The organism is Pseudomonas sp. p21, from assembly GCF_001642705.1.
Classification (GTDB): Bacteria; Pseudomonadota; Gammaproteobacteria; order Pseudomonadales; family Pseudomonadaceae; genus Aquipseudomonas.
In genome coordinates this window covers 168,145-193,033 of sequence record NZ_LWBV01000006.1, presented here as the reverse complement: position 1 = coordinate 193,033, position 24,889 = coordinate 168,145, and the positions used below count along the sequence as shown (strand labels likewise).

The window sequence follows — 24,889 nt, the reverse complement described above, 5'->3', positions numbered from 1 at the left end:
CATTGATGGAGAACTGCCAATGCCTGCCCGCGAATTGCAAGAGCGCCTGAACAGCTTGCGCGAGCAACTGGATCGCAACGTGCCGCTTTCGGACGAGGAGATGGCCGCGCTGCACGAAGAAGCGCGCCAGATCGAGGCGCAACTGAAGCTTGAGGAAGCCACGCCAGACCATAACCTGGTGGACGGCGTGAACCTGGCGATCGAACGCTTCGAGGCCGACCACCCCGACCTCACCGCCACCCTGCGCAGCATTGCCAACTCGCTGCACAGCATGGGGATCTGAAAAAGCCGGGGCTGCGTCGCAGCCCATTCGCCGGACAAGGCTGCTCCTACAGGGAAGCGCATAACCCCTGTAGGAGCAGCCTTGTGCTGCGAATGGGCCGCAAAGCGGCCCCGGCGTACTTGAACTTACTGCCGAACCAGGCGCTGGTTCTCCGGGCTGATCGCCCCAGTGCTGCGATACGGGTTGATATCCAGCCCACCCCGGCGCACATAGCGTGCATACACCGTCAAATGCTCCGGCTGCAGCAGCTTCTTCAGGTCCAGGTAGATCCGCTCCACACACTGCTCATGGAAGTCGGCATGCTGGCGGAAGCTGATCAGGTAGGTCAGCAGGCTGGCATGGTCCAGCGCTCTGCCCTTGTACTCGACCACCACGCTACCCCAGTCCGGCTGGCCGGTGACCGGGCAGTTGGACTTCAGCAGGTGGCTGTGCAAGGTTTCTTCCACCAGCCGCTGCGGGTTGCAGTGCAGCAGCTCTGGCTGCGGCTGTTCGTAGTTGCTGATGGCAACGTCCAGCACATCGATGCACTGCCCTGGCAAGGCCACCACGCCTTGGGCCTCGACCTCACCCAGGGTGCGCACCTTCACGCCAACCGGCTTGCCGGCGGCGGCGGACAGGTCTTTCTCCAGGCACGCCTGCAGCTCGCCAAGCGAGGCGAACACCGTCTGGTTCAGCGAGTTCAGGTACAGCTTGAACGACTTGGACTCGATGATGTTCGGCGAATCGGCGGGGATGGCGAACTCGCCGATCGCCACCACCGGCTTGCCCGACGGCAACAACCAGCTCAGCTCGAAGCAGTTCCAGTAATCCACACCCTGCCAGGGCAAGGTCTGAGCGGTAACGCCCAGCTCGGCCCACTTGGCGGCACGCGGAATCGGGAACAGCAGCTCCGGGGAGTAAGTGGCAATGTATTCGCTGGACTTGCCCAGCGGGGAATGTTCGGCAGCGGGATGCATGGAAACTGACCTGAAGGTTCGAAATTGCCCCTAGTCTACCGGTTTTGCCCCCTGCCTTGCAGCGCAAGTCAGCGGGATTACAACTTCGTCAGTTTGGGGCGAGCGAGTGCATCGTCACGTATCATCTCAGCATCACCCGGTCCCTGTGGGAGCGGGCGCGCCCGCGAACACCGGCGAAGCCGGTGCCATACACCGAGTTGTATGCTTCGCGGGCACGCCCGCTCCCACAGGTTCCCACGCCGCCATCTGGAGCCCTGCCACTTAATGAAACTGCTGATCGTCGAAGACCAGGCCCGTACCGGCCAGTACCTGAGCCAGGGCCTGAACGAGGCCGGCTTCGCCACCGAACTGGCCATAGATGGCGAGACCGGCCAGTTCCTCGCCCTGACCGGCGACCACGACCTGCTGATTCTCGACGTGATGCTGCCCGGCCGTGACGGCTGGCAGATCCTCCAGGCCGTGCGCCAGGCCGGCCTGGACACCCCGGTGCTGTTCCTCACCGCTCGCGATGCCGTGGAAGACCGGGTCCACGGCCTGGAGCTGGGCGCCGATGATTACCTGGTCAAGCCGTTCGCCTTCTCCGAACTGCTGGCCCGGGTGCGCAGCCTGCTGCGCCGGGGCACCAGCCCCAGCCAGGACACCACCCTGGGCCTGGCCGACCTGCGTCTGGACCTGATCCGCCGCCGCGCCGAGCGTGCCGGCCAACGCATCGACCTGACCGCCAAGGAGTTCGCCCTGCTTGAACTGCTGCTGCGCCGCCAGGGCGAGGTACTGCCCAAATCGCTGATCGCCTCGCAGGTGTGGGACATGAATTTCGACAGCGACACCAATGTGATCGAAGTGGCAATCCGCCGCCTGCGTCTGAAGATCGACGACCCGCACCCCAACAAGCTGATCCACACCGTACGCGGCATGGGCTACGTACTCGAAGAGCGCGCAGAGTGATGCGCCGGGTCTCCCTCGGCAACCGCCTGGCCCTGCTGTTCGCCGCCTGCACCGCCGCTGTCTCGCTCGGCGCCGGCCTGATATTCAGCCGGGCCAGCGAGCAGCACTTCGTCGAACTGGACCAGCAACTGCTGGACTCGCGCCTGTCGCTGTTCCGCACCCAGCTGGCCGGTATCACCACCCCGGCCGAACTGCAGGCGCGCCTGCCCGAACTGCGCGATGAACTGGGCCACCAGGCCGACCTGGCCCTGCGCATCAACGGCAGCGACGGCGCCACCTGGTTCGAAAGCCGCACAGGCCTGCCCCTGGCACCACTGCCCGACGGACTGGCAACCCTGCACGCGCAAGGCACCGACTACCGCAGCCTGGCCGTACACCTGGCGCAAGGCGCCCCGCAGTCGCCACAACTTACCCTTTACCTCGACATCACCCACCACCAGCATTTCCTGCAGGGCATGCAACGGTTGATCTGGCTGACGGTAGGGCTGTCGGCGCTGGCCACCGCACTGCTCGGTGCCTGGGCTGCACGCCGCGGGCTGCGCCCGTTGCGGCAGATGGGCCAGGTGGCCGCCAGCGTATCGGCGCGCTCGCTCACCACCCGCCTGCCGGTGGCACAGATGCCCGAAGAGCTGGCCGAGCTGGCCGGCAGCATGAACGCGATGCTGCAGCGCCTGGACGATGCCTTCCAGCGCCTGTCGGCATTCTCCGCCGACATCGCCCACGAACTGCGCACGCCGCTGTCCAACCTGCTGACCCATACCCAGGTCACCCTCACCCGCCCGCGCAGCCTCGAAGAGTACCGCGAGGCCCTGCACGGCAACCTCGAGGAGCTGCAATGGATGGCGCAGATGATCAACGACATGCTGTTCCTGGCCAAGGCCGACCATGGCCTGCTGGTGCCGGGCCAGACACCGCTGGTACTGCATGACGAAGTGGATGCGCTGATGGAATACTACGCGCCGCTGGCAGAGGACAGCGGTGTGCAGATGCTGCGCGAGGGTCAGGCGCTGCTGCAGGGCGACCGGCATATGCTGCGCGAGGGTCAGGCGCTGCTGCAGGGCGACCGGCATATGCTGCGCCGGGCGCTGTCCAACTTGCTGGACAACGCCTTGCGCTTTACCCCGGCGGGAGGGCAGATACGAGTGACCTTGGGGCCAGGGCTGAGGATTAGCGTGGCCAATACCGGGGCGGCTATCGAAGCAGCAGCGCTACCGCGGTTGTTCGACCGCTTCTACCGGGTGGACCCGGCACGGCGGGAAGGCAGTAGCGAGCATGCCGGGCTGGGGTTGGCGATTACCCGGTCGATCGTGCAGGCCCATGGCGGACAAATCAGGGCGGAGTGTGCGGACGGATGGACGCGATTCGTGATCGACTTCACTGAAGATCGGTGACATCAGGGCTGGCACGCCACCCTGTGGGAGCGGGTTTACCCGCGAACACCGGCGCAGCCGGTGCCATGCACCGTGCTGGATTCTTCGCGGGTAACCCGCTCCCACAGAGCCACTCGATAAGCTGAAGTAGACATTAAACCGCCAGGCCAATCGCCGGCTGCACCTGCGATGCCCGATAAGCCGGGTAAATGGTCGCCAGGAAGCTCATCACCAACCCGGCCGTGCAGATGATCGCCACATCGCCCCACTGCAACTGCGACGGCAAGCTGCTGACGAAGTACACATCCGAAGTAAAGATGTGCTGCCCGCTCACCCGCTCCAGCCAACCGACGATCTGGCTGACGTTGAACGCCGCAACCACCCCCAGCACGCCACCGATCAGCGTACCGACAATGCCGATCAGGCTGCCCTGGACCATGAACGTGCCCATGATCTGCGCCGGCGTGGCGCCCAGGGTGCGCAGGATGGCGATGTCCGGCCCCTTGTCGTTCACCACCATCACCAGGGTGGCGATGATGTTGAACGCGGCCACCGCGATGATCATCATCAGCAGCAGGCCGATCATGGTCTTTTCCATCTTCATGGCGCTGAACAGGCTACCTTGGGTATGCGACCAGTCATCGGCGCGGTAGGCGTCGCCCAGCCCGGCAGCGATGGCCTTGGATACCTGCGGCGCGGCATACAGGTCGTGCAGTTTCAGGCGCACGCCCTGCACCTGGCCCGGTGCCCAGCGCTGCATGGCGCCAGCATCGGCCACGTGAATGTAAGCCTGCGAGCCATCCAGCTCGGCGCCGACCTTGAAGATGCCGACCACGGTCAGGCGCTGCATGCGTGGGGTGATGCCACCTGGTTCCTTGCTGATTTCCGGCACGATCAGGGTCAGTTTGTCGCCGGTGTTCAGGCGGAAGCGCCGCGCAGTCAGCTCACCGATGACCACGCCAAACTCACCCGGCTGCAAATCCTGCAAGCGGCCCTGGACGATGTGCTGGCCGACGATCGAAACCTTGCCCTCTTCGGCCGGGTCGATACCGCCGACCTGGATCGGCTGCATCGCGCCCTTGTACGACAGCATGCCTTCCATTTCGGTAATCGGCGCCGCCGCCATCACCGCCGGGTCGCGCATGGCCGCGTCGGCCACCTTGTGCCAGTCGTCCAGGGGCTGCACGCCGAGGATGGCAGCATGCGGCACCAGGCCGAGGATGCGCGAGCTCATTTCGCGCTGGAAGCCGTTCATCACCGACAGCACCACGATCATCGCCAGCACGCCCAGCGACAGGCCGATCATCGAGGTCATCGAGATGAACGAGATGAAGTGGTTGCGGCGCTTGGCTCGGGTGTAGCGCGCGCCGATGAAGATGGGCAAGGGTCTGAACATGTACGAAAACACCCAATGAAAACAGGAAAACGGGGCGACACCGGCCACCCCGTGCAGTCGATCAGATCGCCACCAGGTGGCCGTCGTCGAGCTTCAATACACGGTCCATCTGGCGCGCCAGGTTGAGGTCGTGGGTAACCACCAGGAACGCCGTACGCGACGCGCTGGACAGTTCCTGCATCAACTCCTGGATGCCTTGGGCCGTGTGGTGGTCGAGGTTGCCGGTCGGCTCGTCGAGCATGACCAGGCCGGGGCGGTTGACCAGTGCCCGGGCAATCGCCACGCGCTGGCGCTCACCACCGGACAGCTCGGCCGGCTTGTGGTTGAAGCGGTGCGCCAGGCCCACGCGCTTGAGCAGCGCCTCGGCACGCTCACGGGCCTCGGGGATGGGCGTGCGACCGATCAGCAACGGCATGCACACGTTCTCGATGGCAGTGAATTCCGGCAGCAGGTGGTGGAACTGGTAGACAAAGCCCAGCTCGCGGTTGCGCAGCAGGCCACGGGCACGCTCGCCCAGTGCCGACAGCTCCTCGCCGGCCAGCCAGACGCTGCCCTGGGTCGGCCGGTCGAGGCCTCCCAGCAGGTTGAGCAAGGTACTCTTGCCCGAGCCGGAGCTACCCACGATGGCCACCCGCTCACCGGCGTGCAGCTCGAGGTTGAGCCCGGACAGCACCTGCACCGACTCCGGGCCCTCGTCGTAGGACTTGCCCAGGTTGCGGCAACTCAGAACGGCTTTATCACTCATGCGCGACTCACTCATAACGTAGCGCCTCTGCAGGCTGGGTGCGGGCCGCACGCCAGGCCGGGTACAGGGTGGCGAAGAAACTCAGGACCAGCGCCGCACCACAGACCATGTACACGTCCTGGGCCTGGATCTGCGACGGCAGATAATCGATGAAGTACACGTCGGCGTTGAGGAACTTGTGCCCGATCAGTTTCTCGATGCCGGCGATCACCGCGCTTACGTTCAGCGCGGCGACGATCCCGACCACGGCGCCGATCAGGGTACCGATCACCCCGATCACCGTGCCCTGGACCATGAAGATGAGCATGATCTGCCCGGGCGTGGCGCCCAGGGTACGCAGGATGGCGATGTCGCCGCGCTTGTCGTTGACCACCATCACCAGGGTGGAAATGATGTTGAACGCCGCCACCGCCACGATCAGCAGCAACAGCAGGCCGATCATGGCCTTCTCCATGCGGATCGCCTGGTACAGGTTGCCGTGGGTACGAGTCCAGTCGCGGCTGTAGAACTCCTGGTCACCCAGGCGCTGGGCGATGTCCCAGGCCACCCGCGGCGCCTGGAACAGGTCGTCGAACTTCAGGCGCAGGCCCTGGACCTGGTCGGGCTTCCAGCGGTGCAGGCGGGACAGGTCGCTGATGTTGGTCAGGCCCAGGTAGCCGTCGATCTCGCCCGCACCTACGTGGAAGGTGCCAACCACGGTGAAGCGCTTCATGCGCGGGAACATGCCGGCCGGGGTCACACTGACCTCGGGGGCGACGAAAGTGAGCTTGTCGCCGATGCCCACGCCCAGCTTGGCCGCGGCCTTGTCGCCGATCATGATGCCCCACTCGCCCGGCGCCAACTGGTCGAGGCGGCCTTGCAGGACGAACTTGTCGATGATCGACACCTCGCGCTCGCGGGCCGGGTCGATGCCGTTGAGCAGCACCTTCTGCACCTTGCCTTCATGGGTCAGCAGGCCCTGCATCTGGGTGAAGGGCGCAACCGCCACCACCTGCGGATTCTGCTTTACTTGTTGGGCAAGGGCCGGCCAGTCGGCAATGGGCTGGCCGCTCTCCAGCGTGGCATGGGGGATCATGCCCAACACGCGGGTACGCATCTCGTGGTCGAAACCGTTCATGACCGACAGCACCACGATCATCACCACCACGCCCAGGGCGAGGCCGATCATCGAGGTCAGGGAAATGAACGAGACGAAGTGATTGCGACGTTTGGCACGGGTATAACGCGTGCCGATGAATGCGAAAAGAGGTCTGAACATGTCGGGGCTTGTTCGGATGAAAGGGAACGTCCTTGTGGCGAGGCGCCTACGGCGGCTTTACACTCGGACCACCGCCGCTACCTTGGGTTCGCCATGACGACATTAGACGAAGAAGATCGCCGCGAATACTACCGCATCGAAGATCGGATCGCACTTCAAATCAGCCCCCTTAGCGCGGCCGAAGCCCTTGACCCAGATGTGTTGCAAGATGATTCACCACTATTCAACCTGCTCAGCGAACTGCACCTGTCCGACTTCGAGTCGCAGCACCTGCTGCGCCAGCTGAGCGAAAAGGACCGCACCCTCGCCGCCTTCCTGCGCGCGCAGAACAAACGCCTCGACCTGCTTAGCGCGGTGGTTGCCCAGACCCTGATCGGCGAAGTTGGCCAGCCCCAGCCGGTGATCATCTCCGAGGGCGGCATCGAATTCGCGCAAGCTACAGCGGTTGCCCCCGGCACCCGGGTGAAGGTGAAGATGGTGCTGATGCCGCGCGCCCATGGCCTGCTGCTGCGCGGCAAGGTCACCCACTGCGACCCGCACCCGGAGGGCGGCTTCGAAGTCGGCACCGAATTCATCGACATGACCGACGCCCAACGGCAACTGCTGGCCCGCTACATCCTGCAGCGCCAGCAACAACAACGGCGCCAGCAGCTGGAACAGAACGCCCCTGCCTCCTGAGCCCATTTTTCTCTGATTTGAAGGAACGAACGTGACCCTGATCTACGGCCATCGTGGCGCCAAGGGCGAAGCGCCCGAGAATACCCTGAAGAGCTTCCAGCAATGCCTCGCCCATGGCGTGACCCGCTGCGAGCTGGACCTGCACCTGTCGGCCGACAACGAGCTGATGGTGATCCACGACCCCACCCTCAAGCGCACCACCGGCAAACGCGGCAAGGTGGTCGAGCACCCGGCCGCCGACCTGGTCAAGATCGATGCCCGCAAAGGCGGCCCGGGCCACGTACAGCCCTGCCCGATCCCGAAACTGGAAGAACTGTTCCAGAAGTGCCCGTTCGAGCACTGGCAGCTGGAAGTGAAAAGCGCCTCGCGCACCCGTGCCGCAACCACCGTGCTGGCGATCCGCGAACTGGCCCAGCAATACGGCCTGCTGGACAAGGTGACCATCACCTCCAGCTCACGCGAAGTGCTGGGCGCTGCCCTGGAACTGGTACCGGATGTCAAACGCGGGCTGGTGGCCGAATACGCCTGGCTCGACCCGTTGAAGGTAGCTCAGAACTACGGCTGCGAGCTGCTGGCATTGAACTGGACACTGTGCACCCCCGAGCGCCTGCTGAAAGCTCAGGCCCAGGGTTTGCACGTGTCGGTGTGGACGGTCAACGAACCGGCACTGATGCGCCGGCTCGCTGACTTTGGCGTGGACAGCCTGATTACAGACTTTCCCGGTTTGGCCAAGACCACCCTCGGGTAGGGTTGAAATCGGTCTCTCCGACCGGCTCAGGCCACCGGTCGGAGCCGCTCAAAAAAGCCGGTTCAGGCCGTCGTAGGCAGCTACCCGATAGGCTTCGGCCATGGTCGGGTAGTTGAATGTGGTGTTGACGAAGTACTTCAGGTTGTTCAGCTCGCCCGGCTGGTTCATCACCGCCTGGCCGATGTGAACGATTTCCGAAGCCTGGTAGCCGAAGCAGTGTACGCCCAGTACTTCCAACGTTTCGCGGTGGAACAGGATCTTCAGCATGCCTTGCGGCTCGCCGGCGATCTGCGCACGGGCCATGCTCTTGAAGAAGGCTTTGCCCACTTCGTACGGCACCTTGGCCTGGGTCAGTTCCTGCTCGTTCTTGCCGATCGAGCTGATCTCCGGAATGGTGTAGATGCCGGTCGGCACATCGTTGACGAAGCGCCAGCTGCCATTATCCACGATGCTGCCAGCGGCAGAGCGGCCCTGGTCATGGGCGGCACTGGCCAGGCTCGGCCAGCCAATCACATCGCCGGCACCGTAGATGTTCGGCACGCTGGTGCGGTAGGCCTCGTCGACCTCGATCTGGCCACGGCTGTTGACCTTGATACCGATGTTTTCCAGGCCCAGCTTGTCGGTGTTGCCGGTACGGCCGTTGCACCACAGCAAGGCATCGGCCTTGATCTTCTTGCCCGACTTCAGGTGCAGGATCACCCCGTTATCCAGGCCTTCGACGCGCTCATACTCTTCGTTGTGGCGCACGGTGATGTTGTTGTTGCTGAAGTGGTAGCTCAGCGCCTGGGAAATTTCCGAGTCGAGGAAGCTTAGCAACTGGCCACGGTTGTCTACCAGTTCTACCAATACACCCAGGCCGCTGAAGATCGAGGCGTATTCGCAACCGATCACGCCGGCCCCGTACACGATCAGCTTGCGCGGGGTGTGGCTGAGGCTGAGGATGGTGTCGCTGTCGTAGACACGCGGGTGGTGGAAGTCGATGTCGGCCGGGCGATACGGGCGCGAGCCGGTGGCGATGATGATGTGCTTGGCGTTGAGCTTTTCCACCACACCGTTCGGGCAGACCACTTCGACGGTTTGCTCGTCGGCGAAGCTGCCGGTGCCGACGAATACGTCGACGCGGTTACGGGCGTAGTAGCCGGTGCGCGATGCTACCTGCTTGGCGATGACTTTCTCGGCGCTTTTCAGCACGTCCGGGAACGAGAACCAGCGCGGCTCACCGATGGCACGGAACATCGGGTTGGTGTTGAACTGCATGATCTGCCGCACCGAGTGACGCAGTGCCTTGGACGGGATGGTGCCCAGGTGGGTGCAGTTGCCCCCGACCTGACGACGGCTATCGACCATCGCCACCTTGCGCCCTGCTTTGGCGGCGTTCATTGCCGCACCTTCTCCGGCCGGGCCGGAACCCAGCACCACTACGTCGTAGTTGTAGACAGCCATGCGTACTCCTTCAGAACTGGCCCGCAAGCCACGGTCGCTCGCGGGGCGCGATCATGCCGCCGGGGCGCCATGAGAAAATTCGGGTGCAGTCTAATCAAGCGTGAACGCCGCGCACATTAACCCTTGGTCGCGTCGTAGGCCAATTTTGCCCGCACTACATGTGTGAACCATTCCCTGGCGGCGATCATCCCTGTTTGTGCTTTCACTCGCCTTTCACTGCCCGTTCGAATGCGGGCGTAGCTCGGGAGACGAAGCCACCCTCGGCCCGAGTCACCAATACTGCGGCCAGGCCATGCGCCACGGCAAAATCCCAGCCACGTTCCGGGCCGAGGATCAATAGCAGCGTCGAATAGCCGTCGGCCTGCAGCGCCGAGGCATCGAGCACGGTGACCGCAGCCAGGTCGTGCTGTACCGGGCGCCCAAGGCGGGCATCGAAGGTGTGCGAATAGCGCCGGCCATTCTGCTCGAAATAGTGCCGATAGTCACCCGAGGTTGATACTGAAAGGCCATTGACCGGGATGACCTGGCGGGCGATCTGGCGGTCTTCGCGGGGCAGCTCCAGGGCGATGCGCCAGGGGTTGCCATCGGGCTTGCGGCCGACGGCCTTGAGCTCGCCGGTGGCTTCGGCGACAAAGTTGGCCACGCCCATGGCCTGTAGGCGCGCGGCAATCAGGTCGACGGCATGGCCGGCGGCGAGGCTGTTGAAGTCGAGTTGTACCGGGGCGCCCTTGCACAGGGCCTGGCCGTCGATGTGCAAGTGCCGGTAGCCCACGCGCTGACGTACCTGGGCCAGGGCCAACGGGTCGGGCACCTGCTCGTGACGGGCCTGGGGGCCGAAGCCCCACAGGTCGAGCAAGGGCTCGACGGTGAGGTCGAAGGCGCCATCACTCTGCTCGGCCAGGTACTGACCAAGGCTGACCAGTTCGAGCATGTCGGGCGGCAGGGCCAGGCAATGGTTGGCGGGCAACTGGTTGAAACGGCTGACGATGGAGTCGCCGCGGTAGGTCGAGTAGTGCTGGTCGATGTCGTGCAGAATGGTTTCGACCGTAGCCTGCACCTGTGCCGGCGCCGGGCCACCTGGCTCGCGGACGTACTGGATGCTGTAGCTGCTGCCCATGGTCGGGCCGCCCAGGCGCTCCAGGGTGGGGCCTTGGTTGCAGGCGGTGAGCAGCATCAGCAAGAAACAAAGAAATGCGCGCAATATCGAGATCTCGAATGTCTGTACTGGCCCTTTCGCGGGCACGCCCGCTCCCACAGGTACCCCACTGCCCTCCAGCCCTGTGATATCCCTGTGGGAGCGGGCGTGCCCGCGAAAGGGCCAGTACAGGCACAGTAAATGCCCGATCAGTTAATCAGGCAAAAAAAAACGGGAACCCGAAGGTTCCCGTTTTTTCATTGCCTTACAAGCGTATCAGTGCGGAAACGCTGGCGGGTTCACACCGGCCATCTCTTCCATCACACGAACCACCTGGCAGCTGTAACCGAATTCGTTGTCGTACCAGACGTACAGAACAACGCGGTTGTCGTTGCAGATGGTCGCTTCGGCGTCAACCACACCGGCGTGGCGGGAACCTACGAAGTCGGTCGAAACCACTTCCTGCGAGCTGACGTAATCGATCTGCTTGTGCAGTTCCGAGTGCATGGCGGTCTGGCGCAGGTACTCGTTGATCTCGTCGCGGCTGGTGGCCTTCTCGAGATTCAGGTTGAGGATGGCCATCGAAACGTTCGGCGTCGGTACGCGAATGGCGTTGCCGGTCAGCTTGCCCTTCAGCACTGGCAGTGCCTTGGCGGCAGCAGTGGCGGCGCCGGTTTCGGTGATGACCATGTTCAGCGGCGCGGCACGGCCACGGCGGCTGCCCTTGTGGAAGTTGTCGATCAGGTTCTGGTCGTTGGTGAACGAGTGAACGGTTTCGACGTGGCCGTTGACGATGCCGTACTGGTCGTTGATGGCCTTGAGCACCGGCACGATGGCGTTGGTGGTGCACGAAGCGGCCGAGATGATCTTGTCATCGGCAGCGATGTCACCGTGGTTGATGCCGTGCACGATGTTCTTCAGCGCGCCCTTGCCAGGTGCGGTGAGGATCACGCGGGCAGCGCCCGGGCAGGCCAGGTGCTGGCCCAGGCCGTCGGCATCACGCCATACGCCGGTGTTGTCGACGATCAGCGCGTTTTCGATGCCGTACTGGGTGTAGTCGACTTCGCTCGGGCTCTTGGCGTAGATAACCTGGATCAGGTTGCCGTTGGCGGTGATGGTGTTGTTGGCTTCGTCGATGGTGATGGTGCCATCGAACGGGCCGTGCACCGAGTCACGGCGCAGCAGGCTGGCACGCTTGACCAGGTCGTTCTCGGCGCCTTTGCGCACGACGATGGCGCGCAGGCGCAGGCCGTCGCCACCACCGGTCTTCTCGATCAGGATGCGCGCCAGCAGGCGGCCGATGCGGCCGAAGCCGTACAGGACAACGTCGGTGCCTTTGCGCGCCGAAGCGTTCTGCTGGCCAACCACCTCGGCCAGTTCTTCACGGACGAACTGCTCGGCAGTACGGCCATTGCCTTCCTGCTTGAACTTGTTGGCCAGCTTGCCCAGGTCGACCGAAGCGGCGCCCAGTTTCAGCTCGCTCATGGCCTTGAGCAGGGGGAATGTCTCGTGGACGGACAGTTCGGTTTCGTCGGCTTGACGATGACGCGCAAAGCGGTGCGCCTTGAGGATCGAGATAACCGAACGGTTGATCAGGCTACGGCCATAAATCGAGCTCACCACATTGTTGTTGCGGTAGAGCTGACCGATAAGCGGGATCATCGCTTCAGCCAGGGCTTCACGATCGATCCACTCACCAAGACACTGGTCGGGCTTCTGAGTCACGGGAACCTTCCACATGTAGGGACAGAAAAAAGGGGCTACATTATGACGCCCCAACGCGTTGCGGGCAATGAGCGCCTGTCGCGACCACGCAAGCCAGCGTTCATGCCCTTTCGAGCCTGACAGCCGGCATCGTCACCGGTACAATCGGTCTCTTTGCCGCAACGCTTGGAGTGCGATCTCCCGTGTCAGTTCTGCGCCTACCGCAAATGTCGGCCACGGCCGGCAAACAAACCTGGGGCAATCTACCCGGTGCCGCCCTCAGCCTGGCCATCGCCGAGGCCGCCAGCAGCGCGGGCCGCTTCACTCTGCTGCTGACTGCCGACAGCCAGGCTGCCGATCGTCTGGAACAGGAACTTCGCTTCTTTGCCCCGGACCTGCCGGTGCTGCCGTTCCCCGATTGGGAAACCCTGCCCTACGACCTGTTCTCGCCGCACCAGGACATCATTTCCCAGCGCATCGCCAGCCTCTACCGCCTGCCGGAGCTGAGCCACGGCATCCTCGTGGTGCCGGTCACCACCGCCCTCCACCGCCTGGCGCCGACCCGTTTCCTGCTGGGCAGCAGCCTGGTGCTGGATGTGGGCCAGACCATCGATGTGGAGCAGATGCGACTGCGCCTGGAGGCCAGTGGCTACCGCTGCGTCGACACTGTCTACGAGCATGGCGAGTTCGCCGTCCGCGGCGCGTTGATCGACCTGTTCCCGATGGGCAGCAAGCTGCCCTACCGCATCGACCTGTTCGATGACGAGATCGAGACGCTGCGCACTTTCGACCCCGAGACCCAGCGCTCGATCGACAAGGTGGATTCGGTACGCCTGCTGCCGGCGCGCGAGTTCCCGATGCAGAAAGAAGAAGTGACCCGCTTCAAGGCGCGCTTCCGTGAACGCTTCGACGTCGACTTCCGCCGCAGCGCGATCTTCCAGGACCTGGCCAGCGGCATCATCCCTGCCGGCATCGAGTACTACCTGCCGCTGTTCTTCGAAGAAACCTCGACCCTGTTCGACTACCTGCCGGCCGACACCCAGGTGTTCTCGCTGCCCGGCGTGGAACAGGCCGCCGAACACTTCTGGAACGACGTGCGCGGGCGTTATGAGGACCGCCGTGGCGACCTGAGCCGGCCGCTGCTGCCGCCAGCCGAGCTGTTCCTGCCCGTGGAAGACTGCTTCGCCCGGCTCAAGCAATGGCCACGGGTAGTGGTCAGCACTGAAGACCTCGACCCGGGCGCGGGCCGCGAGCGCTTCCCGGCGCGCGCTCTGCCCAACCTGGCAATCGAGGCCAAGGCCAACCAGCCCTTGGCCGAACTGGCCAATTTCCTCGACCAGTTCCCCGGCCGCGTGCTGTTCACCGCCGAATCGGCGGGCCGCCGCGAAGTCCTGCTGGAGCTGCTCGAACGGCTGAAACTGCGCCCACACACCGTCGACGGCTGGGCCGACTTCATCACTGGCAGCGAGCGCCTGGCGATCACCATCGCCCCGCTGGATGATGGCCTGCTGCTGGACGACCCAGGCCTGGCCCTGGTCGCCGAAAGCCCGCTGTTCGGCCAGCGGGTGATGCAGCGCCGCCGCCGCGACAAGCGCGGCGAAACAGCCAACGACGCGGTGATCAAGAACCTGACCGAGCTGCGCGAAGGCGCACCGGTGGTGCACATCGACCATGGCGTGGGCCGCTACCTGGGCCTGGCCACCCTGGAAATCGACGGCCAGGCCGCCGAATTCCTCACCCTGGAATACGCCGAGGGCGCCAAGCTGTACGTGCCGGTGGCCAACCTGCACCTGATCGCCCGCTACACCGGCAGCGACGATGCCCTGGCACCGCTCCACCGGCTGGGCTCGGAGGCCTGGCAGAAGGCCAAGCGCAAGGCCGCTGAACAGGTGCGCGACGTGGCTGCCGAACTGCTCGACATCTATGCCCGCCGCGCCGCGCGCAAGGGCTATGCGTTTGCCGACCCGTCCGCCGACTACGCCACCTTCAGCGCCGGCTTCCCGTTCGAGGAAACCCCGGACCAGCAAGCTGCCATCGAAGCCGTGCGCGCCGACATGCTGGCGCCCAAGCCGATGGACCGCCTGGTGTGCGGCGACGTCGGCTTCGGCAAGACCGAAGTGGCCATGCGCGCGGCGTTCATCGCCGTGCACAGCGGCCGCCAGGTGGCCGTGCTGGTACCCACCACCCTGCTCGCCCAACAGCACTACAACAGCTTCCGCGACCGCTTCGCCGACTGGCCTGTGACCGTGGAAGTGATGAGCCGCTTCAAGTCGGCCAAGGAAGTGGCCAACGCCGCCGCCGACCTGGCCGAAGGCAAGATCGACATCCTCATCGGCACCCACAAGCTGCTGCAGGACGATGTGCGTTTCAAGGACCTGGGCCTGGCCATCATCGACGAAGAACACCGTTTTGGCGTGCGCCAGAAGGAACAGCTCAAGGCCCTGCGCAGCGAGGTGGACATCCTCACCCTCACCGCCACGCCGATCCCGCGCACGCTGAACATGGCGGTGGCGGGCATGCGCGACCTGTCGATCATCGCCACGCCGCCGGCGCGCCGCCTGTCGGTACGCACCTTCGTCATGGAGCAGAACAAGAGCACGGTCAAGGAGGCGCTGCTGCGTGAGCTGCTGCGCGGTGGCCAGGTGTACTACCTGCACAACGATGTGAAAACCATCGAGAAATGCGCCGCCGACCTTGCCGAACTGGTGCCCGAGGCGCGCATCGGCATCGGCCACGGGCAAATGCGCGAGCGCGAGCTGGAACAGGTGATGAGTGACTTCTACCACAAGCGCTTCAACGTGCTGGTGGCCTCGACCATCATCGAAACCGGCATCGACGTGCCCAGCGCCAACACCATCGTCATCGAGCGCGCCGACAAGTTCGGCCTGGCCCAGCTGCACCAGCTGCGCGGCCGGGTTGGCCGTAGCCACCACCAGGCCTACGCCTACCTGCTGACGCCAACCCGGCAGAAGGTCAGCGCCGACGCCGAAAAACGCCTGGAGGCGATCGCCAACACCCAGGACCTGGGCGCCGGTTTCGTACTGGCCACCAACGACCTGGAGATTCGCGGCGCCGGCGAGCTGCTGGGCGAGGGCCAGAGCGGGCAGATCCAGGCGGTGGGCTTTACCCTGTACATGGAAATGCTCGAGCGCGCGGTCAAGGCGATCCGCAAGGGCACCCAGCCAAACCTTGAGCAGCCGCTGGGCGGCGGCCCGGAAATCAACCTGCGCCTGCCGGCACTAATCCCCGAGGACTACCTGCCCGACGTGCATGCGCGGCTGATCCTGTACAAGCGCATTGCCTCGGCCGCCGACGAAGAAGGCCTCAAGGACCTGCAAGTGGAAATGATCGACCGCTTCGGCCTGCTGCCCGAGCCGACCAAGAACCTGATGCGTCTGACCTCGCTCAAGCTGCACGCGGAAAAGCTCGGCATCAAGAAAGTCGACGCCGGCCCCAACGGCGGCAAGCTCGAGTTCGAGGCCGAGACCCCGGTCGACCCGCTGACCCTGATCAAGCTGATCCAGGGCCAGCCCAAACGCTACAAGTTCGAAGGCGCCACCCAGTTCCGCTTCCTGGTGCCGATGGAACGCCCCGACGAACGCTTCAATACCCTGGAGGCGCTGTTCGAGCGCCTGACCCCACAGCCTGCTTAAGGAAGACCCATGCGTGCCATCCGTTGCCTGACCCTGCTGCTGGCGTTGTTCGCCCCGGCCGCCTTCGCCGAAGGCCTGTATCAGGTAGAAATGATCCTGGTGCGGCAGAACAGCGTGCCCGCCTTCACCAGCCCGTTCGCCCCCGAAGACTGGAGCGCCGGCGCTCCACGCCTGAAGAAGGACGCCGAGCGCCGCCTGGCGCTGGAAGACGAAGCCACCCGCCTGGAAGCCACCGCCGACTACACTGTGCTGCTGCACAAGGCCTGGCAGCAGCACGTGGGCAGCGAGCCCAGCCGCATCGCCTTGGGCGAAGGCGCCGAGCAGTTCGGCCACTTCCCTATCGAAGGCAATCTGAGCATCGCCGAGGGCCGCTTCATCGCGATCGAGGCCAACTTCTGGGTCAACCAGCTGGACGGCAACGGCAGCGTGCTGCAAAGCGAACAGTTCAAGCAGAGCAACAGCAACGTCAAGGGCGGCCAGCTGACCTTCCTCGACGGCGGGCACCTGGCGGTGCTGCTGAAGGTGACGCCACCGGGTACGCCGAAAATGCCGGTGATGGACCCGGAGATGATGGAGCAGTGATGCAATGAGTCGTGACGCTCTCCAGTTGCTGCGCGAGTACCCGAACTGGACCCAGTCGTTCACCGACCCGGTTCTGCAGCGCGGTGAGCGTTACGCCCGGGAAGACCGGGTAAAAATCGAAAAATGCAGTGGCCCGCTCATCGAAGCCACCTGCTGCGGAAGCGAAGGCAGCCCGTATCGCCAGAAGATCACGCTCAGCGCCATGGCTGGCCGCTGCCACGTACGCGGCCAGTGCAGCTGCCCCGTAGGACACAATTGCAAGCATTGCGCCGCTGCCTTGTTCGTTTTGAGCGAGCCGCAGGCAGCGCGGGACAATGGCGGTGAGACACTGCCGGCCAACCTCCAACGCTGGCTCAAGGGCCTGGAACAGCCAGCTCAGCAACCCGCCGAAGCGCAAGACAAACGCGGCCGCATGGTCTGCTATCAGCTCAGGCTGACCGACGAGCCTGGCTGCGCCTTGCGAGTGCGCAAAGGCACCCGTGAAGAAAACGGCATACGCTACAGCCGCGTGCAGTCACTGTATGAATTTCTGTACGAGCCCCCTCGCTTCGTCAGGGAAGAGGATATCCGCATCCTGCGCCTGCTTTCGGCCCTGAATCAGGTCGGCAGCCAGGACCGTGGTTACCAGCTCAAGGGCCGTGAAGGCGGCGAATTGTTCCAGCGCGCCCTGGATACCGGCCGCATGCTTTACGACGAATACAAGCCAATGCTGCGCGAGGGTGCGACGCTTGCGGCGGAATTCCGCTGGGTACGCCTGGACAACGGCCACTATCGCGGCATCTGGTATCACGGCGAAACGCCCCTGAACTGCGTGATTCCGCTACTGCCCCTTTATTATTTCAATTTCACCACCAGTGAAGTGGGCAAGATCGAACACTCACTCGATTCACACATTGCCCTGCAACTGACAATCGCCCCCGATGTCCCGGAACACCTCGTAGTCCCCCTCAGCCACAAGCTCAACGCCTTGAACCACCAACTCCCGACGCCGACAACGCTGAACGAACAACTCATCGACGATCTACCACCCAGGCCGCACCTGACCCTCGGCAGCCTCGAATTCAGCGCCTACATGCCCAAGACCGGGCGGATGCAACGGCAGATGCAACACCGTGCAGCGTTGGCATTCGACTACGACGGCCTGCGCGCCAGCGGCAGCGACGACAAACCGCTGACCCGCCTGGTCGGCGACACCAGCCAGCGCATCCGCCGCCAGCCCCAGGCTGAGCAGGCGCTGCGCAAGGTGCTACGCGACCTCGGATTCAAGGCTGCCACCCGTCAGAGCAAGGCCCTGCCTGACAGCGCCGGCGAGATGCTCCAGTTGCCCGATGACGAAGCCTGGCTGCGCTTTGCCCGCGAAGGCCTGCCGCACCTGCGCGAGGCCGGCTGGGACATCGACATCCACCGTGACTTCGCCTTCAACCTGCAGGAGGTGGACGACTGGTACGCGACCATCGACGAAGCGCCCGGCCATGAATGGTTCGACCTGGAGCTGGGCATCGTGGTCAATGGCCAGCGTCACAGCCTGCTGCCGATCGTGCTGCAACTGCTGCGCAGCAACCCGGAACTGCTGCGCCCCAGCGAACTGGCACGGCGCAGTGACGACGAGCACCTGCTGATCGACCTCAACCGCGGCCGCCTCGATGCCCCGGCCCTGCGCGTTGCCTTGCCCTATGGCCGTATCAAGGCAGTGATGGGCACCCTGGGCGAGCTGTACCTGCACGAAGACGCCGCAGGCCCGTCCCTGCGCCTGGACCGTGCCGATGCCGCACGCCTGAACGACATCGAAGGCCTGCCCCTGCACTGGGAGGGTGGCGAGCATGTGCGCGACCTGGGCCGCCGCCTGCGCGATGCCCGAGACCTGCAGGTAGAACCGCCGACGGGGCTACAGGCCAGCCTGCGGCCGTACCAGCAACAAGGCCTGAACTGGCTGCAGGCGCTGCGCGAGATGGGTACTGGCGGCATCCTTGGCGACGACATGGGCCTGGGCAAGACCCTGCAGGCCTTGGCACACCTGCTACTGGAGAAACAGGCCGGGCGCCTGAACGCACCGGCCCTGGCGGTAATGCCGACCAGCCTGGTGCCCAACTGGCTGGACGAAGCCCAGCGCTTCGCCCCCGAGCTGCGCGTGCTGGCCCTGCAAGGCCCGGGGCGCAGCAAGCATTTCACCAAGCTGCACGAATACGACCTGGTCCTGACCACCTACGCCCTGGTGCCGCGCGACCTCGAGCACCTGCGCGCCCAGGCCTGGCATGTGCTGGTGCTGGACGAGGCGCAGAACATCAAGAGCAGCACCAGCAAGGCCGCCCTCGCCGTCTGCGAGCTGCAGGCCAATCAGCGCGTCTGCCTGACCGGCACGCCAATGGAAAACAACCTGGGCGAGCTGTGGTCGATTTTCCACTTCCTCATGCCTGGCTGGCTGGGTGACCTGAAGCGCTTCAACCAGGACTACCGCACACCGATCGAGCGCCACGGCGACAGCGAGCGCATGGCCCACCTGGCCAGCCGCATCCGCCCGTTCCTGCTGCGCCGCACCAAGGAACAGGTGGCCACCGAGCTACCGGCCAAGACCGAGATGGTGCACTGGGTCGAGCTTAGCGATGCCCAGCGTGACACCTACGAGGCCGTGCGGGTGGCCATGGACAAGAAAGTCCGCGACGAAATCGCCCGCAATGGCGCCGCGAGCAGCCAGATCATCATCCTCGACGCCCTGCTCAAGCTGCGCCAGGTCTGCTGCGACTTGCGCCTGGTCAAGGGGGTGGAAAGCAAAGGCAACCAGGCCGACAAGGGCAAACTGGGCGCACTGCTGGAAATGCTCGAAGAGCTGCTCAGCGAAGGGCGCCGGGTGCTGCTGTTCTCGCAGTTCACCTCGATGCTGGCGTTGATCGAGCAAGAGCTGGAGAAACGCAAGATCCGCTACAGCCTGCTGACCGGCGACACCCGCGACCGGCGCACGCCGGTGCAGCAGTTCCAGCAGGGTGATAGCGAAGTGTTCCTGATCAGCCTCAAGGCAGGTGGCGTGGGCTTGAACCTGACGGCCGCAGATACGGTGATCCACTTCGACCCTTGGTGGAACCCGGCCAGCGAGAACCAGGCTACCGACCGCGCCTACCGCATAGGCCAGGACAAGCCGGTGTTCGTGTTCAAGCTGATCACCCGGGGGACGGTGGAAGAAAAGATCCAGCTGTTGCAGCAGGAGAAGGCAGCGCTGGCGGCGAGCCTGCTCGATGGCGGGCAGGCCGGGCAATGGCGGCTGGGGGATGAAGAGATCGAAGCGCTGTTTGCGCCGCTGCCCGGCAAGCGCGGGCGGTAGCCCAGAATCTTCTGCTGCCTGTACCGGCCTCTTCGCGGGCACGCCCGCTCCCACAGGGATATCAGCGCCCTCAAAGGCGGTGCCATACCTGTCGGAGCGGGTTCACCCGCGAAGAGGCCGGCACAGGTACAACACCAATATCAAACCAGCACCGCCCCCGTGGGAGCGGGCATGCCCGCGAAGAGGCCAGCGCGGTCAATCGACCAGTTGCGCCTCCCGCAACGCCCCCAACGCCTCCAGCCACCGTGGCTGCTGGCGATAGTCAGTCCGCGCAAACCCTTGCCCGCGCATGCCTGCGATGCGTGGCGAAGGTTTGACCTTCATGCGCTGTGCCGCACTCAGTGCCAGTTCCGCCGCCGCCCGATCATTGCAAACCAGGCCCATATCACAACCTGCGCTCAATGCTGCTTCGATGCGGCTGGCCGCATCTCCGACAACATGTGCGCCGGCCATCGACAAATCATCACTGAAAATAACCCCGTCGAAACCCAGCTCGCCACGCAGGATGTCCTGCAACCAGCGCCGCGAGAAGCCAGCCGGCTGGTTGTCGACCTGCGGGTAGATGACATGCGCCGGCATCACCGCCGCCAGCTGCCCGCTCAGGCGGCTGAACGGCACCAGGTCGGCCTGGCGCAGCTGCTCGAGGCTGCGCTCATCGGTGGGGATGGCCACATGCGAGTCCGCTTCGGCCCAGCCATGCCCCGGGAAGTGCTTGCCACAGGCCGCCATGCCCGCCGCATTCATGCCACGGATGAACGCCCCGGCCAGTTGCGTGGCGCGTAGCGGGTCACCCTCGAAGGCGCGGCTGCCAACCACGGCGCTGCGCTGGTGGTCCAGGTCGAGCACCGGGGCAAAGCTGAGGTCCAGGCCAACCGCCAGTACCTCGGTCGCCATCAACCAACCGCACTGCTCGGCCAGGTACTCGGCGTTGTCATTGTCGGCCAGCGCACGCATGGCCGGCAGGCGCACAAAGCCCTGGCGCAGGCGCTGCACACGGCCGCCCTCCTGATCCACCGCCAGGATCAGGTCGGGGCGGATGGCGCGGATCGACGCGCACAGCTCACGCACCTGGCGCGGGCTGTCGATGTTACGGGCAAAGATGATCAGGCCGGCCACTTCAGGCTGGCGCAGCAGGTGACGATCTTCGGCGGTCAGCCATTTACCGGCGATATCCACCATCAGGGAGCCTTGCAGGCTGACAGTCATGGGTAATCCTTCATTGAAGACTGAGAGAAGCCCACTGGGGGCAGGCGGCCTGCTCGATGCGTACCGGGCAATGGGCCGGCACCTGCTCGAACAGGCTTAGCAAATCGGTGTTGCGCAGGCGTATGCAACCATGGGACAGCGCTACGCCCATGGGTTCCGTATCCGGGGTGCCGTGCAAGTAGATATAACGGCGGAAGGTGTCGACCGCACCCAGGCGGTTGACGCCCCGCTCACAGCCACTGAGCCAGAGAATACGGGTAAGGATCCAGTCCCGGCCGGGGTATTGCGCGTGCAAGGCCGGCGACCACACCTCGCCGGTCCAGCGCCGCCCGGCCAATACTGCATTCAGCGGCAAGCCCGCGCCGATCTTAGCCCGCACCTGGTGCAAGCCACACGGCGTGCAACCCGAGCCGATGCGTTCGCCGGCACCATTGCGCGCCGTGGAAACCGGTAGGCGCACGCGCAGCTGGCCATGGGCAAAGCCATAAAGGCGCTGGTCGGCAAGGGAAATGTGCAGGAAGTCGAGGTCAGGCATGGGCGCTAGCTTAGCCGAAGCGCCCTGCCCCGCCCAGCCTTCAGGCCTTGGCGGTAGTGGCGCTTGCACTGGCCTTGGTGCGCGGGCGCAGTTGCGCGGCGGCCATGGCGTCGTCGGTAACTCCGCTATCGGCACGCATGCCTGCAGCCAGGAACGGTACCATCAGGCGCATCACCTGCTCGATCGAGGTGTTGATACCGAAATCGGTCTCGGCAATCGCCCGCAGGGCCTTGATGCCGGACATGCTGAAAGCGGCGGCACCGAGCATGAAGTGGACGCGCCAGAACAGCTCCAGTGGCGGGATGCGCGGCGCGGCCTCGTTGACCAGCAGCATGTAGCGGCGGAACACCTTGCCGTACATGTCTTCCAGGTAACGCCGCAGGTGGCCCTGGCTCTGGCTGAAGGCCAGGCCCAGCAGGCGCATGAAGATCGACAGGTCGTTGTTGCTGCGTGGCTGCACGGCCAACGCCTGCTCCACCAGCATTTCCAGCAGCTCTTCGAGGCTGGGCTTTTGCTCGGGCCTGGCCTGGCGCCGCTCCAGCTCACGTTCGAGGCTGGCGCAGAACGGCCCCAGGAAACGCGAGAACACCGCCTGGATCAGGGCCTTCTTGGAGCCGAAGTGATAGTTGACCGCCGCCAGGTTGACCCCGGCCTTGCTGGTAATCAGCCGCAACGAGGTTTCTGCGAACCCCCTTTCCGCGAACAGCTGCTCGGCAGCATCGAGAATGCGTTCAACGGTTTCCGATTGGGCCATGACTACTCCGACTACTCCGCCAGACAAACAGGTGTTTGAAACATACGTTTCAGCCCTGCTTCTGTCAAGGCTCGGTGACCGGTCGGTCGCCATTTAAAAGCGCCAGACGGGCCGCTGCAAGCGCCATTCCTACTGTTTATTGCAGGTTTTGGCTTGCAGCTCATCCAGTACTGTATATAATCCCAGTCACTGTACAAAAAGACAGAGCGCTCACCATGTTGAAACTGACGCCACGCCAAGCCGAAATTCTCGCGTTCATCAAGCGCTGCCTGGAAGACAACGGCTTCCCGCCGACGCGCGCCGAGATCGCTCAGGAACTGGGCTTCAAGTCGCCCAACGCCGCCGAGGAACACCTCAAGGCCCTCGCCCGCAAGGGTGCGATCGAGATGACCCCGGGCGCCTCCCGTGGCATTCGCATCCCCGGCCTGGAAGCCAAGGCTGAAGAAAACGGCCTGCCGATCATCGGCCGGGTTGCCGCCGGCGCGCCGATCCTTGCCGAGCAGCACATCGAGCAATCCTGCAACATCAACCCTGACTTCTTCCACCCCCAGGCCGACTACCTGCTGCGCGTACACGGCATGAGCATGAAGGACGTCGGCATCTTCGATGGCGACCTGCTGGCGGTACACACCTGCCGCGAAGCCCGCAATGGCCAGATCGTCGTGGCCCGTATCGGCGACGAAGTCACCGTCAAGCGCTTCAAGCGCGAAGGCAGCAAGGTCTGGCTGCTCGCCGAGAACCCCGAATTCGCCCCCATCGAAGTTGACCTGAAAGAACAGGAGCTGGTGATCGAGGGCTTGAGCGTCGGCGTCATTCGCCGCTGATCCAGGAGGCGTCATGCAGCAGTTCATTCACGCACCCGAGCAAGCCCAGTTGCCATTGTTCGAAGCATTCCTCGCCCAGCCCGTACTGCCTGGACTGAAAGCCAGCGAAGTGGCGCGCAAGAGCAGCCAGCCAGAGCTGTTCAGCGAACTGTCGCTGCGCGGAGCCCCCGGGCACTGCCAAAGCCTGCTGGCACCGGTGCTGCGCGAACTGAGCGAAGAGGACGAGACACGCTGGCTGACTCTGATCGCCCCGCCGTCGAGCCTGACCCAGGCCTGGCTGCGAGATGCCGGGCTCAACCGTGAACGTATCCTGCTGCTGCAACCTCGCGGCAATCAAAGCCCGCTTCAACTGGCCTGCGAAGCCTTGCGCCTGGGCCGCAGCCACACCGTGGTCAGCTGGCTGGGCAACGTCAACGCCACTGCACGCCAGCAATTGCTGCGCGCTGCCGGTGCCGGAAACGCACAAAGCCTGAACATCCGCCTCGGCTGATGTTCAGGCTTTGCCTGTCACTGCATAAAACCTGATGCCCTGCTGCACATCAGTGCAGCACACGGGGCCCTTCATCACGCTCAAGCTCGCCATCCATCAGGCGACCGGCCATCTGCACGCCCACGCTGAGCATGGCCTTGGCCACTTCCACATGCTGGCCCTGCAGGAACGCCTTGGCGTCTTCCGAGAAATCCAGGGTTACCAGAGAGCCCTCATCCTCGGCGCGACGCAGTTCGATGCGGCCATCAGGCAACTCGACAATTTCCAGAAACGACGTAGACATAAATGGCAGTTCTCCGCGAAAGGCCAGCATTGTACCAGCCGTAGCAGCTATCAGCACTCACTCAACGCGTCGCGGAAACGTCTCACCAGGCCCTTGAGGTTGTTGCGCCAGCTTTCCAGTTCGGCACGCGACAGCGCCGGATGCTCGGGCTCATCGAGATTGACGGCCTGGATCAGTGGCTGGGTGACGTCGGTTTTCGGCGCTTTTTTCGCGACCGGTGGTCGGAACAAATCGGCATAAGCACCGAGCATTTGCGCCAACCAGGTTTCGCGCTGGCGGGCCAGCTCCAGCAGTTCGGCCACTTCCGGAATAGCGATGCCGTTCAGGGCGTCGTCAGCCAGTGCTTGCTCAACCGTTGCAACCACAGGCAGGCGGTAGAAGCCACCAATTTCATGACACAGGCCCAGCAGTGCGCCGTACAGGTGGAACAGCGCCGACTCGCGCTCGGCCTGGACCAGGCCTTGGGCATTCATGGCCTGGCTTTGTTCGGCCTTGGCCATGGATTCCAGGGCGAGGCCGGCAAAGAACAGTTTCTGGTTGGTGCGGGTGTAGAGTTCCTGGGCCATTTCTGTGCCCTCCCATGAGGCT

At 64.3% G+C, this 24,889-nt stretch carries 22 protein-coding genes; 10 read left to right on the top strand and 12 right to left on the bottom strand.

The annotated features are described in order from the left end of the window. The first annotated feature begins 19 nt into the window (after positions 1–19). Positions 20–283: a DUF4404 family protein gene (locus tag A4C63_RS18230; protein WP_063913913.1), complete on the top strand. Its 264-nt coding sequence runs from the start codon at positions 20–22 to the stop codon at positions 281–283. 125 nt (positions 284–408) lie between these two features. Here A4C63_RS18230 and queF read toward each other — a convergent pair whose 3' ends face one another. Beyond that, positions 409–1,239, bottom strand: coding sequence for an NADPH-dependent 7-cyano-7-deazaguanine reductase QueF (gene queF, locus A4C63_RS18225; RefSeq protein WP_063913912.1), 831 nt, complete (start codon positions 1,237–1,239; stop codon positions 409–411). Positions 1,240–1,503: 264 nt separating this feature from the next. Here queF and cinR point away from each other — a divergent pair, with 264 nt between their 5' ends. Then, entirely contained in the window at positions 1,504–2,184 is a 681-nt protein-coding gene (cinR, locus tag A4C63_RS18220) for a two-component system response regulator CinR (protein ID WP_063913911.1), read from the top strand. After that, a complete protein-coding gene (locus A4C63_RS18215; RefSeq protein WP_063913910.1) occupies positions 2,181–3,575 on the top strand; it encodes a heavy metal sensor histidine kinase in 1,395 nt (464 codons plus the stop codon). Before cinR ends, A4C63_RS18215 begins: the two co-directional genes overlap by 4 nt. 133 nt (positions 3,576–3,708) lie before the next feature. Here A4C63_RS18215 and A4C63_RS18210 read toward each other — a convergent pair whose 3' ends face one another. From A4C63_RS18210 to A4C63_RS18200, 3 genes are all read right to left on the bottom strand, one after another. Further along, positions 3,709–4,950 carry a lipoprotein-releasing ABC transporter permease subunit gene (locus A4C63_RS18210; protein ID WP_063913909.1) on the bottom strand — a complete coding sequence of 414 codons (1,242 nt, stop codon included), beginning with the start codon at positions 4,948–4,950 and terminating at the stop codon, positions 3,709–3,711. A gap of 61 nt (positions 4,951–5,011) precedes the next feature. Beyond that, positions 5,012–5,695 carry a lipoprotein-releasing ABC transporter ATP-binding protein LolD gene (gene lolD, locus A4C63_RS18205; RefSeq protein ID WP_169774647.1) on the bottom strand — a complete coding sequence of 228 codons (684 nt, stop codon included), beginning with the start codon at positions 5,693–5,695 and terminating at the stop codon, positions 5,012–5,014. A 7-nt stretch (positions 5,696–5,702) separates the two neighbouring features. Further along, positions 5,703–6,953 (bottom strand): lipoprotein-releasing ABC transporter permease subunit, encoded by a 1,251-nt coding sequence (locus A4C63_RS18200; protein ID WP_015269543.1) that lies wholly within the window; start codon positions 6,951–6,953, stop codon positions 5,703–5,705. 93 nt (positions 6,954–7,046) lie between these two features. Between A4C63_RS18200 and A4C63_RS18195 the strand changes: the two genes are divergently transcribed. Beyond that, the gene (locus A4C63_RS18195) at positions 7,047–7,631 is read left to right on the top strand and encodes a PilZ domain-containing protein (protein WP_063913908.1); all 585 of its coding nucleotides are present in this window, start codon (positions 7,047–7,049) and stop codon (positions 7,629–7,631) included. Positions 7,632–7,662: 31 nt separating this feature from the next. Beyond that, on the top strand, positions 7,663–8,379 hold the full coding sequence (locus tag A4C63_RS18190; RefSeq protein WP_063913907.1) for a glycerophosphodiester phosphodiesterase: 717 nt from the start codon (positions 7,663–7,665) through the stop codon (positions 8,377–8,379). Positions 8,380–8,427: 48 nt separating this feature from the next. Here A4C63_RS18190 and sthA read toward each other — a convergent pair whose 3' ends face one another. The 3 genes from sthA to A4C63_RS18175 form a co-directional block, all read right to left on the bottom strand. Then, positions 8,428–9,822 carry a Si-specific NAD(P)(+) transhydrogenase gene (gene sthA, locus A4C63_RS18185; protein WP_063913906.1) on the bottom strand — a complete coding sequence of 465 codons (1,395 nt, stop codon included), beginning with the start codon at positions 9,820–9,822 and terminating at the stop codon, positions 8,428–8,430. Between the two features lie 202 nt (positions 9,823–10,024). Continuing rightward, entirely contained in the window at positions 10,025–11,023 is a 999-nt protein-coding gene (locus A4C63_RS18180; protein WP_063913905.1) for an FAD:protein FMN transferase, read from the bottom strand. Between the two features lie 210 nt (positions 11,024–11,233). Then, positions 11,234–12,697, bottom strand: coding sequence for a glyceraldehyde-3-phosphate dehydrogenase (locus A4C63_RS18175; protein WP_031324543.1), 1,464 nt, complete (start codon positions 12,695–12,697; stop codon positions 11,234–11,236). 167 nt (positions 12,698–12,864) lie between these two features. Here A4C63_RS18175 and mfd point away from each other — a divergent pair, with 167 nt between their 5' ends. The 3 genes from mfd to A4C63_RS18160 are packed head-to-tail and all read left to right on the top strand — an operon-like array spanning position 12,865 to position 20,209. Further along, complete coding sequence (gene mfd / locus A4C63_RS18170; protein ID WP_063913904.1) at positions 12,865–16,314, top strand: transcription-repair coupling factor; 3,450 nt, start codon at positions 12,865–12,867, stop codon at positions 16,312–16,314. A gap of 9 nt (positions 16,315–16,323) precedes the next feature. Continuing rightward, positions 16,324–16,896: a CsiV family protein gene (locus A4C63_RS18165; RefSeq protein ID WP_063913903.1), complete on the top strand. Its 573-nt coding sequence runs from the start codon at positions 16,324–16,326 to the stop codon at positions 16,894–16,896. 4 nt (positions 16,897–16,900) lie between these two features. Then, positions 16,901–20,209: a DEAD/DEAH box helicase gene (locus A4C63_RS18160; protein ID WP_082888367.1), complete on the top strand. Its 3,309-nt coding sequence runs from the start codon at positions 16,901–16,903 to the stop codon at positions 20,207–20,209. 195 nt (positions 20,210–20,404) lie between these two features. Here A4C63_RS18160 and nagZ read toward each other — a convergent pair whose 3' ends face one another. From nagZ to A4C63_RS18145, 3 genes are read right to left on the bottom strand one after another with little or no spacing between them, the layout of a single operon-like run. Then, positions 20,405–21,403, bottom strand: coding sequence for a beta-N-acetylhexosaminidase (gene nagZ, locus A4C63_RS18155; RefSeq protein ID WP_172827539.1), 999 nt, complete (start codon positions 21,401–21,403; stop codon positions 20,405–20,407). Positions 21,404–21,425: 22 nt separating this feature from the next. Further along, positions 21,426–21,950, bottom strand: coding sequence for a L,D-transpeptidase (locus tag A4C63_RS18150; protein WP_063913901.1), 525 nt, complete (start codon positions 21,948–21,950; stop codon positions 21,426–21,428). 40 nt (positions 21,951–21,990) lie between these two features. Beyond that, on the bottom strand, positions 21,991–22,704 hold the full coding sequence (locus tag A4C63_RS18145; protein WP_063913900.1) for a TetR/AcrR family transcriptional regulator: 714 nt from the start codon (positions 22,702–22,704) through the stop codon (positions 21,991–21,993). A gap of 215 nt (positions 22,705–22,919) precedes the next feature. Between A4C63_RS18145 and lexA the strand changes: the two genes are divergently transcribed. Continuing rightward, a complete protein-coding gene (gene lexA / locus A4C63_RS18140; RefSeq protein WP_063913899.1) occupies positions 22,920–23,528 on the top strand; it encodes a transcriptional repressor LexA in 609 nt (202 codons plus the stop codon). A 13-nt stretch (positions 23,529–23,541) separates the two neighbouring features. Then, positions 23,542–24,018 carry an SOS-induced cell division inhibitor SulA gene (gene sulA / locus A4C63_RS18135; protein ID WP_063913898.1) on the top strand — a complete coding sequence of 159 codons (477 nt, stop codon included), beginning with the start codon at positions 23,542–23,544 and terminating at the stop codon, positions 24,016–24,018. Positions 24,019–24,067: 49 nt separating this feature from the next. On the opposite strand, the gene A4C63_RS18130 is transcribed toward sulA, so the two are convergent. Next, positions 24,068–24,301 carry a hypothetical protein gene (locus tag A4C63_RS18130; RefSeq protein WP_004376430.1) on the bottom strand — a complete coding sequence of 78 codons (234 nt, stop codon included), beginning with the start codon at positions 24,299–24,301 and terminating at the stop codon, positions 24,068–24,070. A 50-nt stretch (positions 24,302–24,351) separates the two neighbouring features. Beyond that, positions 24,352–24,867: a DUF6586 family protein gene (locus A4C63_RS18125; RefSeq protein ID WP_063913897.1), complete on the bottom strand. Its 516-nt coding sequence runs from the start codon at positions 24,865–24,867 to the stop codon at positions 24,352–24,354. Positions 24,868–24,889: the final 22 nt, after the last annotated feature.